This is a genomic window from Methylobacterium mesophilicum, assembly GCF_036441335.1.
GTDB lineage: Bacteria > Pseudomonadota > Alphaproteobacteria > Rhizobiales > Beijerinckiaceae > Methylobacterium > Methylobacterium mesophilicum_B.
On the sequence record NZ_MLBW01000016.1, the window covers coordinates 84,893 to 101,665 of the forward strand.

Below are 16,773 nucleotides of genomic sequence, written 5' to 3' on the forward strand. Positions count from 1 at the left end.
GCGGACAGGGAACTGCCGGCCCCGGCCCGGATTGCGTTGGGTGGAATCCGGTTGGCGGAATTCGCTTGGCGACGGGGGCGGGTTGTCACCGACCCCGTTGCTGCTGCACTGCCGTTTGGGTAACCCATGGCTGTGAGCACCCGCAGCATAATGCGTGTGCTCAGGCCCCCGGGACCGACTCGGCCAGCCCGAGGCCGGCATCCGCCACGTCGCCAGAGAAGGGTCCACGATCCATGAGCGCACCCAGCACCATCACCGTGGACGGCAAGTCGATCGAGCTGCCGGTGAAATCCGGCACGATCGGGCCGGACGTGATCGATATCGGCAAGCTCTACGCCCAGACCGGCGCCTTCACCTTCGACCCGGGTTTCACCTCGACGGCCTCGTGCGAATCGAAGATCACCTACATCGACGGTGACGAGGGCGTGCTGCTCTACCGCGGCTACCCGATCGAGCAGCTCGCCGAGAAGGGCGACTTCCTCGAGACCTGCTACCTGATGCTGTTCGGCGCCCTGCCGACCGCCGCCCAGCGGGCCGATTTCGAGTACCGGGTCACGCGCCACACCATGGTGCACGACCAGATGAACCGGTTCTTCACCGGCTTCCGCCGCGACGCGCACCCGATGGCCGTGATGGTCGCCTCGGTGGGCGCCCTCTCGGCCTTCTACCACGATTCGACCGACATCACGGACGAGAGCCAGCGGCTGATCGCGTCGATCCGCATGATCGCCAAGATGCCGACGCTCGCCGCGATGGCCTACAAGTACTCGATCGGCCAGCCCTTCGTGTACCCGAAGAACGACCTCGACTACACGTCGAATTTCCTGCGCATGTGCTACGCGGTGCCGTGCGAGGAGTACGAGGTGAACCCGGTCTTCGCTCGGGCGCTCGACAAGATCTTCATCCTGCACGCCGACCACGAGCAGAACGCCTCGACCTCGACGGTGCGCCTCGCGGGCTCCTCGGGCGCCAATCCCTTCGCCTGCATCGCGGCCGGCATCGCCTGCCTGTGGGGCCCGGCCCATGGCGGCGCCAACGAGGCCGCGCTCAAGATGCTGATGGAGATCGGCACCCCGGAGAACGTCGGGAAGTACGTCGCCAAGGCCAAGGACAAGAACGACCCGTTCCGCCTGATGGGCTTCGGTCACCGGGTCTACAAGAACTACGACCCGCGCGCCCGGATCATGCAGAGCACCACCCACCAGGTGCTGAAGGAGCTCGGCAAGACCGACGATCCGCTGCTCCACGTCGCCATGGAGCTGGAGCAGATCGCCCTCAAGGACGAGTACTTCATCGAGAAGAAGCTCTACCCGAACATCGATTTCTACTCGGGCATCACCCTCAAGGCGATGGGCTTCCCCACCGACATGTTCACGGTGCTGTTCGCGGTGGCCCGCACGGTCGGCTGGATCGCCCAGTGGGCCGAGATGATCGAGGACCCGTCGCAGAAGATCGGCCGTCCGCGCCAGCTCTACGTCGGCCCGGCCCAGCGCGACTACGTGGCGGTCGACCAGCGCGGCTGAGGCGGAGCCTGTCCTCGGATACGATTCGGGGGCGGCCGAGAGGCCGCCCTTCGCGGTTTCGGAGGTGATCGAACTCCGACTGCCCTTTCGGCCGCCCTACGATTGGGCGGCGATCCGCGCCTTCCTGGCCAAGCGGGCAATTCCCGGTGTCGAGACGGTCGAGACCGACGGCTCGGCCTATGCGCGCACCGTGCATCTGGCGGGGCGCCACGGCATCCTGACGGTGCGGCCCGGGGACGAGGGCCTACGGGTCGGGCTCCGTTGCGTCGATCCGGGCGACGTTCCCGCGGTCACCGCGCGCCTGCGACGCCTGTTCGACTGCGACGCCGACCCGGCCGCCATCGTGGATTGCCTCGCCGGGGATCCAGTTCTGGCGCCCCTCGTGGCGGCTCGGCCGGGCTTGCGCCTGCCGGGCGCCTGGGATCCGTTCGAGACCGGCTGCCGGGCGATCCTCGGGCAGCAGGTCTCCGTCGCCGCCGCGATCGGGCTCGCGGGGAAACTGGTCGCGGCCTTCGGGACGCGGCTCGCCGCGCCGGTCGGCGGCCTGACCCATGTCTTCCCGGCGCCGGACGATCTCGTCGAGGCGGATGTCGCCCTGGCCCTGAACATGCCGCGGGCCCGCGGCGCGGCGATCCGGGCGCTCGCGGCGGCGGCGCTCGCCGATCCGGACCTGTTCGCCCCGGCGGGAAGCCTGGAGGAAGCGGTGCTGCGCTTCACGGCGATCCGGGGGATCGGGCCCTGGACGGCACAGTACATCGCCATGCGGGCGCTCAAGCTGCCCGACGCCCTGCCGGTGGGCGATGTCGGCCTGCTGCGGGCCCTGGAGAGCGGCACCGGCCGTCCCAGTCCGGCTGCGCTCCTGGTCCGGGCCGAGGCGTGGCGCCCGTTCCGGGCCTACGCGGCGCAGCACCTCTGGGCGGCGGACGAGGCGGCCGCGAAGGGACGGTGAAGCGAGGGGCGTCGTTCGTTCCCCACATCGCCAGGGTGGGCTGACGCCAGTGCCGGTCGGGGGCTCGGATTCGATGTCGGACGGGGACGAGGACGCGTACGGGAAGCTCGTCGCGAACGAGCGCATCAAGTTCACGTCGACCTACGCCAATGGTCTCGCTGTCGCGATCTTCGCTGTGGGTGGTTTCGCGCCGTTCATCTCGACTGCGCTATCGGATAGCCCTCACTTCGCGCCCGTACTCGTCGCGATGGCGATTGGCTGGATCATGACTGGCGTCATACATTGGGTCGTGAGGCACGCCTTGCGGAACCTTCGCCCATGACGACAGCCCAGTTTCTCCTTTTGCTCGCTGTCCCAATCGGTGGGGGCGTGCTGGCCCTGGGTGCGCTCTGGTTAGACCAGCGTTCGCACCGACATAGGACTCATCGCACCCACTCTTGATCCCGAGGCGCCGGAGCATGTCAGATGCGCCCTTCCAGGCCCGCTGACGCGGTCACCTCAGGATGAGGGCACGGGTTGGAAGCCCGTCACCCTCCCGCCCTCTCTCAGCGCCCGAACCGCTCGAATTTCGGGAAGCTGCGCGCCATCATCAGCCCGACCTCGGCCCGGTGGCCGAGCCACTTCTCCAGCACCGAGGCGTTGGCGAGTCGGCCCTCCGGAGAGCCGTCCTGCCAGGGCAGGCCGTCGGCGAGCTTGAACACGTGCGCGTCGAGGAGCGTCCCGCTGCGGCAGCGCTGGAGCCGGACCCCCTTGCCGCGGGCGAGTTCGGCAACCTCGGAGACCGGGAAGATCAGGAGCAGCTTCTCGGTGTTCACCACCGCGACGTGGTCGCCCTCGGCCGGCACCAGCACGGCCGCGGTTGCGTCGCCGTCGAGGCCGAGCACGCTCTTGCCCTTGCGGGTGTTGGCCACGAGCGCGTCGGCGGGCGCCACGAAGCCGCGCCCGTCGGAGCCGGCGATCAGCAGCTTGGTCTCCGGCCGGTAGGGTAGCGCCGCCACGATCTCGGTGCCGTCGTCGAGGTCGGCCATCAGCCGGACCGGGTCGCCGAAGCCGCGCCCGCCCGGCAGCTTCGAGGCCTCCAGGGTGAAGACCTTCCCGTTCGTGGCGAGCAGCAGGATCTTCTGGGTCGTCTCGGTCGGGAAGGCGATCTTCAGGGTGTCATCGCCCTTGAACGCGATGCCCGAGAGATCGGCGACGTGGCCCTTCAGTGCCCGGATCCAGCCCTTGGTCGAGACGATCACGGTGATCGGCTCGCGCTCGACCAGGGCGGCGGTGAAGTCGATGCCGCCGACATCCGGCGGGCTCGCCAGCGTCGTGCGGCGCCTGCCCAGCTTGGTCTCGGGCCCGAAGGTCTTCTTCACGGCGCGGATCTGCGCCTGGATCGCCTTCCACTGCGCCGGCTCGGAGGCCAGCAGCGCGTCGATCTCGGCCTTCTCGGCGGTGAGCGCCTCGAACTCGCGCTTCAGCTCCATCTCCTCCAGCTTGCGCAGGGACCGCAGCCGGGTGTCGAGGATCGCGTTGGCCTGCACCTCGGTCAGCTCGAACCGGGCCATGAGGGCGGCCTTCGGCTCGTCCTCCTCGCGGATGATGCGGATCACCTCGTCGAGGTCGAGGTAGACGATGAGCAACCCGCCCAGGATCTCCAGGCGCCGGTCGATCTGGCCGAGGCGGTAGCGCGAGCGGCGCTGCAGGACCACGCGGCGGTGGTCGACCCACTCGCGCAGGCACTCGGCGAGCCCGATCACCTTCGGCACGAGGCCGCCGACCAGGACGTTGAGGTTGAGCGGGATGCGGGTCTCGAGTTCCGTGAGCCGGAACAGCGACTCCATCAGGATCACCGGATCGACCGTGCGCGAGCGCGGCTCCAGCACCACGCGCACGTCCTCGGCCGACTCGTCGCGCACGTCGGCCAAGAGCGGCAGCTTCTTCTCCTGCAGCAGCTCGGCCATCTTCTCGATGAGCCGGCCCTTCGGGATGCCGTAGGGGATCTCGGTGACGACGATGTTCCAGGTGCCGCGGCCGAGATCCTCCTTGGCCCAGCGGGCGCGGACCCGGAAGGCGCCGCGGCCGGTCCGGTAGGCCTCGGCGATCGATTCGGCCGAGTCGACCAGGATGCCGCCGGTCGGGAAGTCCGGCCCCTGCACGAACTTGGCGAGCTGTCCCGAGGTCGCCTCGGGGTGGTTGATCAGGTAGAGCGCGGCGTCGCACAGCTCGGCGGCGTTGTGCGGCGGGATCGAGGTCGCCATGCCGACCGCGATGCCCTGGCTGCCGTTGGCGAGCAGGTTGGGGAAGGCCGCCGGCAGCACGACCGGCTCCTCCTTCTCGCCGTTGTAGGAGGGCCGGAAATCGACCGTGTCCTCGTCGATGCCGTCGAGGAGCAGGCGTGCGACCTCGGTGAGCCGCGCCTCGGTGTAGCGGTAGGCGGCGGGGCCGTCGCCGTCGATGTTGCCGAAATTGCCCTGGCCGTCGACCAGCGGGTAGCGCTGGGCGAAGTCCTGGCTGAGCCGGACGAGCGCGTCGTAGATCGCCTGGTCGCCGTGGGGGTGGAAATCGCCCATCACGTCGCCGACGATCTTCGCGCACTTCTTGTGCGCGGTGGTCGGATCGAGGCGGAGCAGCCGCATCCCGTACAGGATGCGCCGGTGCACCGGCTTCAGCCCGTCGCGGGCATCCGGCAGGGCCCGGTGCATGATCGTGGAGAGCGCGTAGGCGAGGTAGCGCTCCTCCAGGGCGGATTTCAGCTCGACGCTCTCGATCCCGTCGCCGGACGGCGGCTCGAAGGGCTGGCCCATGACGGCTCCTGTCTCAGGGCGGGGCCGCCGAACGGCCGCGCCACCTCATGCAGCGGTCCGTCATTCCGGGGCGCGGGAGGCGCGCCCGGAATCCAGACCCGCCTGCCGTCCCGGAGGAGACCGACGATCCTGCCGGGTCGCGCGCGCGTCTGGATTCCGGGCTCCGCTCCGCGGCCCCGGAATGACGGGTTTGTTCGTCCCGGGTCGAGCGGCGCTCAGGCCCGGGCGTGATTGGAACAGAACACGAACATTACCCGGCCTCGCGGCCGAGCGCAACGAATCGCGCCCGCTCCTCGGGCGGCCCGAGGCCGCGCGGGCCCCAGACGTGCCGGTCGAGGAAGTACCCCGTCAAGGTAAACCCTTGCGCAACGCCGTCGGGACCGGGGGATCCGCCCGCGTGCAGGAAGGTCGGCAGCGCCAGCAGGCGGTCCCTGTAGGGCTCGCCGGCCGAGGCGCTGACCGCCCGGCCGCTCTTCGGCGACACGTAGGCCAGGCCATCGTTGCCGCCGGTGGCCGCGCAGGCGGTGAGGTCGAGGCCGAAGCCGAGCTCCGACAGGATGGCCAGCTCGAACCGCACCATCAGGGGCGGCGCGACGGCGGGATCGTCGAGATGCTCGATCAGGATCCCCGCCGCCTCGTAGAGCGCCGGATGCGGGTCGCGCTCGGGGAGCAGCCGCAGCAGGGCCGCCATGTGGTTCATGCCGTAGAGGGCGAGGCTCGATCCGATCAGCCGCGAGACCTGCGAATCCAGGGGCTCGACCGCGTAGGCGCCGAGCCCCTCGTCGAGCCGCGCCCGCCACGTCAGGCGGACCCGGTTCCCGGCCTGCAGCACGGGCTGCATCCGGCGCGAGCGGCCGCCATGCACGAGGCCGAGATGGCGCCCGTGGGCCTCGGTCATGGCCTCGAGGATGACGCCGGTCTCCCCGTGCCGGCGCAGGCCGAGCACCAGGGCGTCGTCGGTCCACTGCATCGAACGTCGCGTCTTCGTGAGAGGAGTCGGGTGAGAGGCGCGCGCCGCGCGTGCCCCCCATATAGGGAGTCGCGGCCGTCGGCGCTGCCCCGCGCGGTGCCAAGCCCCGGGCAGCCTTGGCCGGGTAGCGGTGACCGATGCCGCGCCGCGCCGCCCTCACCGCCCTCCTGGTCCTCCTCGCCGCCGGTGCGCGGGCCGCGCCGCGGGCACCGGAGCCCGCCGCCGAGGCCGTCCCCTCCCCGGCCCTCCTCCGGCGCATCGCCGCTTTGGCGCTCAGGCAGGTCGATTTCGGCGCGGCGTCCCTGCTGCCGGTCCGGTTCGCGGGCAGCCGGATCGCCGGGCCGATCGCGGAGGGCGGCCGGGTGATCTACTGCGTCTCGGGTCGCATGTACGGCCGGACCTTCGGCAAGCCCGAGCGCCCGAGGGTCGCGCTGGTCGCAGAGAACGACCGGCTCTCGGTGCTCGACGACGACGAGGTCTGCATCGGGCATCGCACCCGGCCCTTCCCCGAACTCGACGCGCTGGGCAACAAGCCGTGAGGCCTGGGCGTTGACGGCCCATGCCCGCCGCGCCCGCCCGCACCCTCGACCTCAGCCTCGACCTGATCGCCCGCGCCCACGCCGTCCCGATCCCCGACGACCCGAGCGCCCTCGAGGTTCTCTCGGACGCGGAGCTGCGCCCCGGGCTCGACGCGATCGTCGCCGGGCGCGAGGGCAGCGACCTCTGGGTCTTCGCCTACGGCTCGCTGATGTGGAATCCGGAATTCCCGGTGGCCGAACGCCGGATCGGGACGGTGCGCGGCTTCCACCGCCGCTTCTGCCTGCTCCAGCGCCGCTTCCGCGGCACTCCGGAGCGGCCGGGCTTCGTCCTGGCGCTGGACCGCGGCGGTCTGTGCCGGGGCGTGGCCTTCCGCCTGCCCGGCATGGAGATCCGCGAGGCGCTGATGCCGGTCTGGCGCCGCGAGATGCGCGGCCGCGGCTACGTCGCCCGCTGGCTGCCGGTCGCCACCGAGGCCGGGACCGTCCCGGCCCTGACCTTCCTCGCCAACCGGGCCAGCGACCGCTACGCCGGCCGCCTCTCGGATACCGAGATCGCCGAGAAGATCGCCGCGGCCTGCGGTCACAAGGGGCCGAGCGCCGAGTACCTGTTTCGGACCGTGGAGGCCTGCGAGCGCCTCGGCATCCGCGACCGCCACCTCTGGAACCTCCAGGCCCTGGTGGCCGCGCGGCTCAGGGCCTGCGCGCCTGCGGCGTGAGACGGTCTCCTGTCGATCCCGTCGGAGCAGCCGCCCTCGCGAGCGCGGCGATCCACCGGCGCCAGACGCGGAGATGTGGGGCTGTCCCGGGGCGCCTCGCTCCCGTCGCGATGGCGGTTTCCTCGACCGGGCCGCGGCTCAGATCCAGGCGCGCTTGGTCGCGACCACGAGGCGCCCGCCGCCGTGCTCCGCGTCCGGGTTGCGCGGCTCCCGGATGCCGGGGGCACGGCCGGTGGTGACGTAGACGAGGAGGGTGAGGACGAGCAGGATCTTCGTGCGCATGGCGACGCTCAGGCTTGAGCGACGGTGCATAGGAACGATCGGTTTTTACGGAGTTGCTGCGGTGCACGCGGGCGCGCGGGCGGTCGGATTCCCGCGGGCGTGGTGAAGGAAGGGTTGCGATGCGGCCGCGATCGTCTATGCCGCCCGCCCGTGATGTCCACAGGGGGAGGATAGGATGCGGCTCCGGATCGGCGTGGCCCTGGCGGTGGTCGTCATCGCCGCCGCAGCACTCCTGGCCGGGCCGCTGAGCCGCGGGGAGAGCCTGTCCGACATCCTCACCGGCCGGACCCCCCTGCTCGCCGGCAGCGCCCGGGGGCCCGGCGGCAGCGCGGACCTGACCGGTACCGCGACCCTCGCGGTGGACCACCGGCCGGCGACCCTGCACGTCGCCTGCGATCCGGCCGGCACCGGCCTGTCGGCGGCCCTGACCGTGCCGCGCTTCGCCGAGCTGGCGCCGCGCTTCGACTTCGCGGGCCTCGAAGGGGCCGAGAGCGAGAAGCCCCTCACGGGCCTCCTGGTGTCCAGCGCCGGCAGCGTGCGCTCCGCGCGCATGCCGGTGCGGGGCGCCGCGACCGGGCCGGAGTCGGGCTTCACCCTGACGGTGACGGGCGCGCGCCGCGGCGAGGATCCGCTGCGCGGGGTCGCCCTGGCCCTCGTCCAGCCCGGCACCAAGCTGACCTGGACGCAGGCGAGCCCGCGCGGCGAGGACCCGACCCTGACGGCGGCGTTCACGGTGGCGGAGGCCGACGCCGCCGCGCTGAAGGGCGCCCTGACCGGCTGCCTCGCGGCGCCGTTCTAACTCACCTCCACCTGCACCACCCCCGGCACGGTCCGGAGCTGGCCGGCCAGCGCCGGGCTCGCCTGGAACTTGCCCGGCAGCCGGATCTCCACCTCGCGCTCGCCGCCGTCGAGCTTGAGAATCAGCGAGACCTCGCTCTCGCCGCGCATCGACAGGCGCTGCTGCACCGGAGCGACGCCGCGCGGGTCGCTCAGATGGATGCGCATGCCCTTCTGGTGGCGCGCCACCGCCTGGTCCAGGGGCTCCGCGGTGAGGATGCGGGCGCGCACGTCCTCGCCCTCCAGGTTCGCCTGGAGCTGGAGCACCAGCGGGCGGCCCGGCTCCAGGATGTCGCGGTACTGGCCGAGCCCCTCGGAGAAGATGATCGCCTCGAAATGCGCGGTCCGGTCCGACAGGGTGACGATGCCCATCTTGTTCCCGGTCTTTGTCCGCCGCTCGGCCCGGTCGAGCACCGAGGCCGCCACCCGGCCGACGCTCGAGGTCCCGGCCCGCACCGCGCGGCAGAAATCCGTCCAGCTCTGCACCCGCAGCTTGTCGAGCAGGTCGCCGTACTCGTCCAGCGGGTGGCCCGAGATGAAGAACCCGATCGCCGCGTACTCGCGCTTCAGCGTGTCGGCCATCGGCCAGATCTCGTGGGGCGGGATGCGCAGGGACACGTCGTCCGCCACCACGCCGCCGAACATGTCGGTGACGCCGGCCGATTCCGCCTCCGCCGCGCTGGCGGCGAGCCTCATCATCGGCTCGACCGCCGCGAAGGCGCGCGCCCGGTCCGGCTCGATGCAGTCGAGGGCCCCGGCCTGGACCAGGCTCTCCAGGGTGCGCTTGTTGATCATCCGGGGGTTCAACCGGCGGGCGAGGCAGGCGAGGTCCTTGAACGGCCGGTCGCCGCGGGCCTCGACCAGCGCCCGCACCGCCTCGCGGCCGACGCCCTTGATGGCGGCGAGCGCGTAGAAGATCTTGCCGTCGCGCACCTCGAACACCTCGCCCGAGGTGTTGATCGAGGGCGGCTCGACCGTGATCTTCAGGCGCTGCGCGTCCTGGCGGAATTCCGCGAGCTTGTCGGTGTTGTCGATGTCGAGCGTCATGGCGGCGGCCAGGAACTCGACCGGGTGGTTCGCCTTCAGGTAGGCGGTCTGGTAGGTCAGCAGCGCGTAGGCCGCCGCGTGGCTCTTGTTGAAGCCGTAATCGGCGAACTTGGCCAAGAGGTCGAAGATCTCGTTGGCCTTGGCCTTGGTCAGCCCCCGCTCGGTGCAGCCCTTCAGGAACCGGTCACGCTGCGCGTCCATCTCGGCGCGGATCTTCTTGCCCATGGCGCGCCGGAGCATGTCGGCCTCGCCGAGCGAGTAGCCGGCGAGCACCTTCGCGATCTCCATCACCTGTTCCTGGTAGACGATGATGCCGAAGGTCTCCTTCAGCATCGGCTCCAGCTTCGGATCCGGGTACCAAGACGCCTCGTTGCCGGCGTCGCGGCCGAGCTTGCGCTCGCAGTAGACAGGGATGTTGGCCATCGGGCCCGGCCGGTAGAGCGCCACCAGGGCGATGATGTCCTCCAGCCGGTCGGCCTGCATCTCGCAGAGCGCCTTGCGCATGCCGGCCGATTCCACCTGGAACACGCCGACCGTCTCGCCCCGGCCCATCGGCCCGTAGGTGTTCGGGTCGTCGAGCGGCAGCGAGGCGAGGTCGATGTCGATGCCGCGCTGCTTCAGCAGATCGGTGCAGCAGCGCAGCATGGTGAGGGTCTTGAGGCCCAGGAAGTCGAACTTCACCAGCCCGGCCTGCTCGACCCACTTCATGTTGAACTGGGTGACCCGCATGCCGGTCTTCGGGTCGCGGTAGAGCGGGACCAGCTCCTCGAGCGGCCGGTCGCCGATCACCACGCCGGCCGCGTGGGTCGAGGCGTGGCGGTGCAGGCCCTCCAGCTTCTTGGAGATGTCGATGAGGCGGCCGACGACCGGCTCCTCCTCCATGGCCTGCTGGAGCTTGGGCTCGCCCTCGATCGCCTGGGCGAGCGTCACCGGGTTGGCCGGGTTCTGCGGCACGAGCTTGGTCAGCTTGTCGACCTGCCCGTAGGGCATCTCCAGCACGCGGCCGACGTCGCGCAGCACGCCGCGGGCGAGCAGCGTACCGAAGGTGATGATCTGCCCGACCTGCCCCTCGCCGTAGCGCTGCTGCACGTACTTGATCACCCGCTCGCGGCCCTCGACGCAGAAGTCGATGTCGAAATCCGGCATCGAGACGCGCTCGGGGTTGAGGAAGCGCTCGAACAGCAGGCCGAACCGGAGCGGGTCGAGATCGGTGATCAGCAGCGACCACGCCACCAGCGAGCCCGCGCCGGAGCCGCGGCCCGGCCCGACCGGGATGTCGTGGTCCTTGGCCCACTTGATGAAGTCGGAGACGATCAGGAAGTAGCCCGGGAACTTCATCTTCACGATGACGTCGAGCTCGAATTCGAGGCGCTTGCGGTAATCCTCCTCGGAGAAGCCCGGCGCCGTGCCGTGCTGCTTCAGGCGCAGCTCCAGCCCGGCCTCGGCCTGCCGGCGCAGCTCGGTCGGCTCGTCGGCCGAGACCGCCTGCACGTTGGTGTCCGCCGCCTCCGCCAGGGCCTCCGCCATGGGGGGCGCCTCGCCCGCCGCCACGGCGCCGAAATTCGGCAGGATCGGCTTGCGGGTCCGCGCCCGGACGGCGCAGCGCATGGCGATCTCGACCGTGGCTTGGAGAGCGTCCGGCAGGTCGCGGAACAGCTCGGCCATCTCGGCCCGGGTCTTGAAGGCGTGGCTCGGCGTCAGCCGTCGGCGGCGCTCGTCCGAGACGAGGCGGCCCTCCGCGATGGCGAGCAGCGCGTCGTGGGCGTCGTAATCGTCGGGCTTGGCGAAGTAGGGCTCGTTCGTCGCCACGATCCCGAGGCCGTGGCGGCCGGCGAGATCGAGGAGCGCGGTCTCGATCCGCCCCTCCTCGGACTGGCCGTGGCGCTGGATCTCGACGTAGAGCCGGTCCTCGCCGAACGTCTCCTTCAGGCGCTTCAGGCGGTTGAGGGCCAGCTCCGGCCGTCCCGCTCGGAAGGCCGCGTCGAGGGGCCCCGCCATCCCGCCGGTGAGCGCGATCAGCCCCTCCGAGGCGCCGGCCAGGGCCCCGGCATCCAGGCGCGGCGCCTCGCCGAGCGCCGTGTCGAAATAGGCGCGGCTCGCCAGCCGCAGCAGGTTCGCGTAGCCGGTCTCGTCCTGGGCGAGGAGCACGATGCCGTGGCTGGTCGGCGCCTGGCGCTGGTGCGGGTCGGCGGCCTCGAACGCCACCGAGAGCTGCACGCCGGCGATCGGCTGGACGCCCTCCCCGGCCGCCTTCTCGGAGAATTCCAGCGCGCCGAACAGGTTGTTGGTGTCGGTGAGCGCCAGGGCCGGCTGCCTGTCGGCGACCGCCGCCTTGATCAGGGTGCCGACCTTCAGCGCCCCTTCGAGGAGGGAATAGGACGAGTGGACGTGGAGGTGGACGAATCCGACCTCCTTGAGCTGGCGTGGCATGGCCGACCTTGTTCCGGGGTCGGGCAGCATCCCCGCTCGCCCGCCTCAAGTCGACGTGTGCCGGGCGGGCGGAGGACGATATCCACCGGTCGTGCCCCGGAAGCACCAGTTCGGCCCGGCCCTGTGGACAATCGGCGTCCGCGCGGCGATCGCCTGTGCATAACCCGCCCGCGGCGGGAACCGGGTCGTCTTCGGAAAAATCCGGCTAACGAACCGGTGCCAAGGCTATCGCCCAGGCGCCCACCGCCGCGAACAGCATCCCGAACGCCATGAACTCGACCATTCCGGTCAGGACCATCCGCTTCAGCATCGACCTGCCTCCCGTGTTCCGGTCCCAGTATGTTCATGTTTTGTTCTTCGGGAAGGTCTGCGGGCCACAGCGCGGCCCCGTTTCTTCGATAGGGTAAAAAGTGTCTTGATGCGGATCGGGCGGGCTGGCATGCCCCCGCCTTCGAGACGAGCTCGTCACCGGCTGGGGGGTTCGAAGGAGCACGCCATTCCCGCGCACCGGACGGTCGAACGGTTCGACGTCGCCCTCGTGGCCGTCGGCACCCATGGCGATGTGCTGCCGTTCATCGCGCTGGGCCACGAGCTCCTGAAGCGCGGTCACGGCGTCTCGCTGGCGGCCCCGGCCCCGTTCGAGGCGATGGCCCGCCGGGCCGGCCTCGCCTTCCAGCCGCTGGGCACGGTGGCGGATTACGAGGCGGTGATCCGCCAGCCGGACCTGTGGCACCCGCAGCAGGGCTTCCGCCCGATGTTCGATTACGCCCTGCAGGTGGCCGAGCCGGCCTGCCTGTGGCTCGGCGCGACCCGCGCCCGGGGGATCGACCTGCGGGTGGTCGCCTCGCCGCTGGGCTGGGGGGCGCGGCTCGCGCAGGACCTCTACGATCTGCCGACCGCGACGCTGCACGTCATGCCGTTCCTGATCGAGAGCCGGTACGATCCGCCGCGTCTGCCGGGCCTGCCGCTGCCGCGCGTCCTGCCGGCCGCCCTGCGGGCCTACGTGAATCTCGGCGTCGACAAGGTGGCGGTCGGCCCGTTCACCCTCCCGCCGCTGAACGCCTTGCGGGCGCGTCTCGGCCTCGATCCGGTCTACCGGTTGCGGCACTGGTGGAACAGTCCGACCGGCATGCTCCTCATGTTCCCCGACTGGTACGCGGAGCCGCAGGCCGACTGGCCGGGCCAGGCGGTGCAGCTCGGCTTCCCGCTGGTCGACCGGTTCGGCGACGTGGCGGCCATGCCGCCGGAACTGGAAGCGTTCCTCGACGCGGGCGATCCGCCGATCGTGTTCACCTACGGCTCCGCCATGCGCCAGGGCGCCGGCTTCTTCGACACCGCGGTACGGCTGTGCCGGCGCATGGGCCGGCGCGGCGTCCTGCTCGCCCCGCAGGGCGGGCAGATCCCGAGGCCGCTGCCGGCCGAAATCATCCATCTGCCCTACGCACCCCTGAGCGCGCTGCTGCCGCGCAGCGCGGCGCTGGTCCATCACGGCGGCGTCGGCACGGTGGCGCAGGCCCTGGCCGCGGGCGTCCCGCAGCTCGTGGTGCCGGTGGCCTTCGACCATTTCGACGAGGGGCGGCGGCTGAAGGACCGGGATCTCGGCGCCACCCTGAGCCGGCGCGCGTTCCGGCCGGCGCGGGCGGCGCGNTGGCGCGGGCCTGCGCGGCGGCCCGGGCGCGGATGGCGGAGGGCCCCGATGCCATCCGCGATGCCTGCGACTACGTCGAGCGGCTGACGGCCGCCGAGGCCGGCCCCGGCCCGTCCCGCGCGTTCTGACCGCGCCGGCCCAACGCGGGCGGCGCCGCCTCCCGAGGGAGACGGCGCCCTCCGATCACTGCCCGAGCAGCGCGGTGGCCGAACCGACGAAGGTCATGAGCAGGCCGCTCACGAAGGCGCCGATCATGACGTAGGAGAGAGCCTTGAGCTTCATCCGTCCTCGCGCCGGCTCAGCAGCGGTAGCCGCCGGCGGTCTGTCCGTACTGCTTCACCGGCCGGGTCTGCTGGTTGGCGTTGCCCTCGGCGGCCGAGCTCAGCGGACAGCCGACATAGTTGGGATCGTCGTGGACCCCGAGACCCAGCGAGCCCGTGGTCTCGACCTCGTAGGGCGCGAGGCCCGTCCAGCGGGCCCCGTTCGCCGCCAGAGCGGACGAGATCGGAGCGGCGCCAAGGATAAGTGCGGTGACGGCGACGGCGATACGGGTCTTCATGGTGGTGCTCCAGAGATCACGCAGTACAGGACGGTTGTTCGGCTCTGTTTTATCTAGCGTGATCGTAAGGTAGGGAGCCGGTGTCTTTCGCGACGTGACGCGCCGCACGCGGCGCGACGGATTAAAAATCGCGTGCACTTGCGGGGAGCGTGAGCCCACGGACCCGGGCAGGCCACGGTCCCGGATCACTGCGCCTTGTGGTTGATCGAGGCTGGCGGTGCGCGGCGTTCGAGGGACGACCGCCGAGCTGCGCACCGTCCCGCGCACGGGACGCGCTGCCCCGACGGGGCTCCGTCATGGTCCGACCAGGAATCGACCCAGGGTGGTACGGCCAGGCGACGCGCCGTGCCCCCCGAACGACCGCGCGCTGTTCGCGACGACGGTGGTGCCGTCACTGCGCCGCCGCGCGGGACACCGGCCCGGACGGGGCGCGGCTCAGTCGAGCTGCGTGATCAGCCCGTCCCGGATGGTGACCCGCCGATCCATGCGGGCGGCCAGCTCCAGGTTGTGGGTCGCGACCAGGGCGGCGAGCCCCGAGGCGCGGACCAGCGCCATCAGGACCGAGAAGACGTGGCCCGCCGTCCCGGGGTCGAGGTTGCCGGTCGGCTCGTCGGCGAGGAGGAGGCGCGGGCCGTTGGCCACGGCCCGGGCGATGGCGACGCGCTGCTGCTCGCCCCCCGACAGCTCCGCGGGGCGGTGCGGCAGCCGCTCCTTGAGGCCCAGGAAGCTCAGGAGTTCCGTGGCGCGGGCCTTCGCCTCCGGGCGCTTCAGGCCGCGGATGAGCTGGGGCATCACCACGTTCTCCAGCGCGGAGAATTCGGGCAGGAGATGGTGGAACTGGTAGACGAAGCCCATCTCCTCGCGCCGCAGGCGGGTGCGCTCGGCATCCGCCATCGCGGCGGTCGGGTGGCCGCCGATGTAGATCTCGCCCCCGTCGGGCCGCTCGAGCAGGCCGGCGAGATGCAGCAGCGTCGACTTCCCGGCGCCCGACGGCGCGACCAGCGCCACCAGCTCGCCCGGCCAGATCGCGAGGTCGGCCCCGCGCAGGATCTCCAGGGCACCCTCGGCCTGGGCGTAGCGCCGCTCGACGCGGGAGAAGAACAGGGCCGGAACCGGCGGGTCGCCGGCTGTCTGGCTCGAATCGCTCATCGGATGCGGACCGTCAGCCGTAGCGGAGGGCCTGCACCGGATCGAGCCGGGCGGCGCGCCAGGAGGGATACAGCGTCGCCGCGAGCGACAGCAGCAGGGAGGTGATCACCACGGCGGTGATCTCCTTCGGGTTCATCTGGGCCGGGATCTCGGCGAGGAAGCGCACCGTCGGGTCCCAGGCGCCCGGAAACAGCACGTGCTGGATCGGCTTGATGTTGAGGGTGATCAGGACGCCGAGCCCCAGCCCGCTGAGCGTCCCGACGACGCCGATCAGCGCGCCGTTGATCAGGAACACCCGCATGATCGTGCCCGGCGTCGCCCCCATGGTGCGCAGGATCGCGATGTCGCTCGACTTGTCGCGCACCAGCAGGATCAGGCCGGAGACGATGTTGAGCGTCGCCACGACCACGATCAGGCTGAGGATCAGGAACATGACGTTCCGCTCGACCTCCAGGGCCCCGAAGAAGGTCCGGTTGCGCTGGCGCCAGTCGGTGAGCAGGATCGGGCGCTCGGCCGCCATCTCCAGGGGCTCGCGCATGTCGCCGACGTGGTCGGGATCGTCGACGTAGATCTCGATCATGCTCACGTCGCCGTCCTTGTTGAAGAAGGCCTGGGCCTCGGCGAGCGGCATGAACACGAAGGTCTGGTCGAACTCGGTCATGCCGACCTCGAAGACCGCCTTGACGGTGTAGCTCTTGGTGCGCGGCGCCGTCCCGAAGGGCGTGGACGAGCCCTTGGGCGTGACCAGCGTGATCGTGTCGCCGGCCTGCAGGCCCAGCGTGTCGGCAAGCCGCCGCCCGATCAGCACCCCGGTGCCGTCGTCGAAGCCCTCCAGGGTGCCGCCGCGGATCGACGAGGAGACGGCCGCCAGCGCGTCGAGGTCGGCTGCCCGCACGCCGCGGATGATGACGCCGGATCCGCCGTACTGCGACGAGGCGAAGGCCTGGCCCTCGACCAGCGGCACCGCGGCGCGCACGCCCGCCACCTTCGACAGGCGCTCCGACAGGTCGGTCCAGTCGTTGAGCGGCCGGTCGATGGGCGTCGCGAACAGGTGGCCGTTGATGCCGACGATCTTCGACAGCAGCTCCGCCCGGAAGCCGTTCATCACCGACAGGACGATGATCAGCGTGGCGACGCCGAGCGCGATGCCGAGCACCGAGAAGAACGCCACCACCGAGACGCCGCCGCCCCGGCGCCGGGCGCGCAGGTAGCGGCCGGCGAGGATCCACTCGAACGGCGCGAAGGGCGCGGTGCCCTGGCGGAACGAGGCCGTGAACGAGGCCGCGAAGGTCCGGACCCGGTCCAGCGCCGCTGAGGCCGCCATCGGCACGC

General features: G+C 71.2%; 12 protein-coding genes and 1 pseudogene. 6 read left to right on the forward strand and 7 right to left on the reverse strand.

Going from position 1 to position 16,773, the window contains the following annotated elements; all coding sequences use genetic code 11:
• Positions 1 to 233 precede the first annotated feature (233 nt).
• Together gltA and MMR14E_RS12120 are read left to right on the forward strand one after the other, a co-directional pair.
• Positions 234 to 1,523 (forward strand): citrate synthase, encoded by a 1,290-nt coding sequence (gene gltA / locus MMR14E_RS12115; RefSeq protein ID WP_273563803.1) that lies wholly within the window; start codon positions 234 to 236, stop codon positions 1,521 to 1,523.
• Positions 1,524 to 1,587: 64 nt separating this feature from the next.
• Positions 1,588 to 2,472, forward strand: coding sequence for a DNA-3-methyladenine glycosylase family protein (locus MMR14E_RS12120; protein ID WP_331314552.1), 885 nt, complete (start codon positions 1,588 to 1,590; stop codon positions 2,470 to 2,472).
• Between the two features lie 545 nt (positions 2,473 to 3,017).
• Here MMR14E_RS12120 and parC read toward each other — a convergent pair.
• Together parC and recO are read right to left on the reverse strand one after the other, a co-directional pair.
• A complete protein-coding gene (gene parC, locus MMR14E_RS12125) occupies positions 3,018 to 5,264 on the reverse strand; it encodes a DNA topoisomerase IV subunit A (protein ID WP_331314554.1) in 2,247 nt (748 codons plus the stop codon).
• Between the two features lie 250 nt (positions 5,265 to 5,514).
• Positions 5,515 to 6,234, reverse strand: coding sequence for a DNA repair protein RecO (recO, locus tag MMR14E_RS12130; protein WP_331314556.1), 720 nt, complete (start codon positions 6,232 to 6,234; stop codon positions 5,515 to 5,517).
• 137 nt (positions 6,235 to 6,371) lie between these two features.
• Between recO and MMR14E_RS12135 the strand changes: the two genes are divergently transcribed.
• Both MMR14E_RS12135 and MMR14E_RS12140 read left to right on the forward strand, forming a co-directional pair.
• Positions 6,372 to 6,773, forward strand: coding sequence for a hypothetical protein (locus MMR14E_RS12135; protein WP_331314558.1), 402 nt, complete (start codon positions 6,372 to 6,374; stop codon positions 6,771 to 6,773).
• Positions 6,774 to 6,793: 20 nt separating this feature from the next.
• Positions 6,794 to 7,489: a gamma-glutamylcyclotransferase gene (locus tag MMR14E_RS12140; protein WP_331314560.1), complete on the forward strand. Its 696-nt coding sequence runs from the start codon at positions 6,794 to 6,796 to the stop codon at positions 7,487 to 7,489.
• A 138-nt stretch (positions 7,490 to 7,627) separates the two neighbouring features.
• On the opposite strand, the gene MMR14E_RS12145 is transcribed toward MMR14E_RS12140, so the two are convergent.
• The gene (locus MMR14E_RS12145; protein ID WP_331314744.1) at positions 7,628 to 7,801 is read right to left on the reverse strand and encodes a hypothetical protein; all 174 of its coding nucleotides are present in this window, start codon (positions 7,799 to 7,801) and stop codon (positions 7,628 to 7,630) included.
• 145 nt (positions 7,802 to 7,946) lie between these two features.
• On the opposite strand from MMR14E_RS12145, the gene MMR14E_RS12150 reads away from it, so the two are divergent.
• Positions 7,947 to 8,570, forward strand: a complete 624-nt coding sequence (locus MMR14E_RS12150; RefSeq protein ID WP_331314562.1) for a hypothetical protein — start codon at positions 7,947 to 7,949, stop codon at positions 8,568 to 8,570.
• Here the strand turns inward: MMR14E_RS12150 and dnaE are convergent.
• The gene (dnaE, locus tag MMR14E_RS12155) at positions 8,567 to 12,085 is read right to left on the reverse strand and encodes a DNA polymerase III subunit alpha (protein WP_331314564.1); all 3,519 of its coding nucleotides are present in this window, start codon (positions 12,083 to 12,085) and stop codon (positions 8,567 to 8,569) included. The two genes, MMR14E_RS12150 and dnaE, sit on opposite strands and share 4 nt — an antisense overlap.
• Positions 12,086 to 12,524: 439 nt before the next feature.
• Between dnaE and MMR14E_RS12160 the strand changes: the two are divergent.
• A pseudogene (locus MMR14E_RS12160) lies at positions 12,525 to 13,861 on the forward strand (glycosyltransferase).
• Between the two features lie 170 nt (positions 13,862 to 14,031).
• Here MMR14E_RS12160 and MMR14E_RS12165 read toward each other — a convergent pair.
• The 3 genes from MMR14E_RS12165 to MMR14E_RS12175 all read right to left on the reverse strand — a co-directional run bounded on the left by MMR14E_RS12165 (position 14,032) and on the right by MMR14E_RS12175 (position 16,765).
• Positions 14,032 to 14,292: a hypothetical protein gene (locus MMR14E_RS12165; RefSeq protein ID WP_331314565.1), complete on the reverse strand. Its 261-nt coding sequence runs from the start codon at positions 14,290 to 14,292 to the stop codon at positions 14,032 to 14,034.
• Positions 14,293 to 14,727: 435 nt separating this feature from the next.
• The gene (locus tag MMR14E_RS12170) at positions 14,728 to 15,441 is read right to left on the reverse strand and encodes an ABC transporter ATP-binding protein (RefSeq protein ID WP_012319018.1); all 714 of its coding nucleotides are present in this window, start codon (positions 15,439 to 15,441) and stop codon (positions 14,728 to 14,730) included.
• Positions 15,442 to 15,454: 13 nt separating this feature from the next.
• On the reverse strand, positions 15,455 to 16,765 hold the full coding sequence (locus tag MMR14E_RS12175; protein ID WP_331314568.1) for a lipoprotein-releasing ABC transporter permease subunit: 1,311 nt from the start codon (positions 16,763 to 16,765) through the stop codon (positions 15,455 to 15,457).
• Between the last annotated feature and the right edge of the window lie 8 nt (positions 16,766 to 16,773).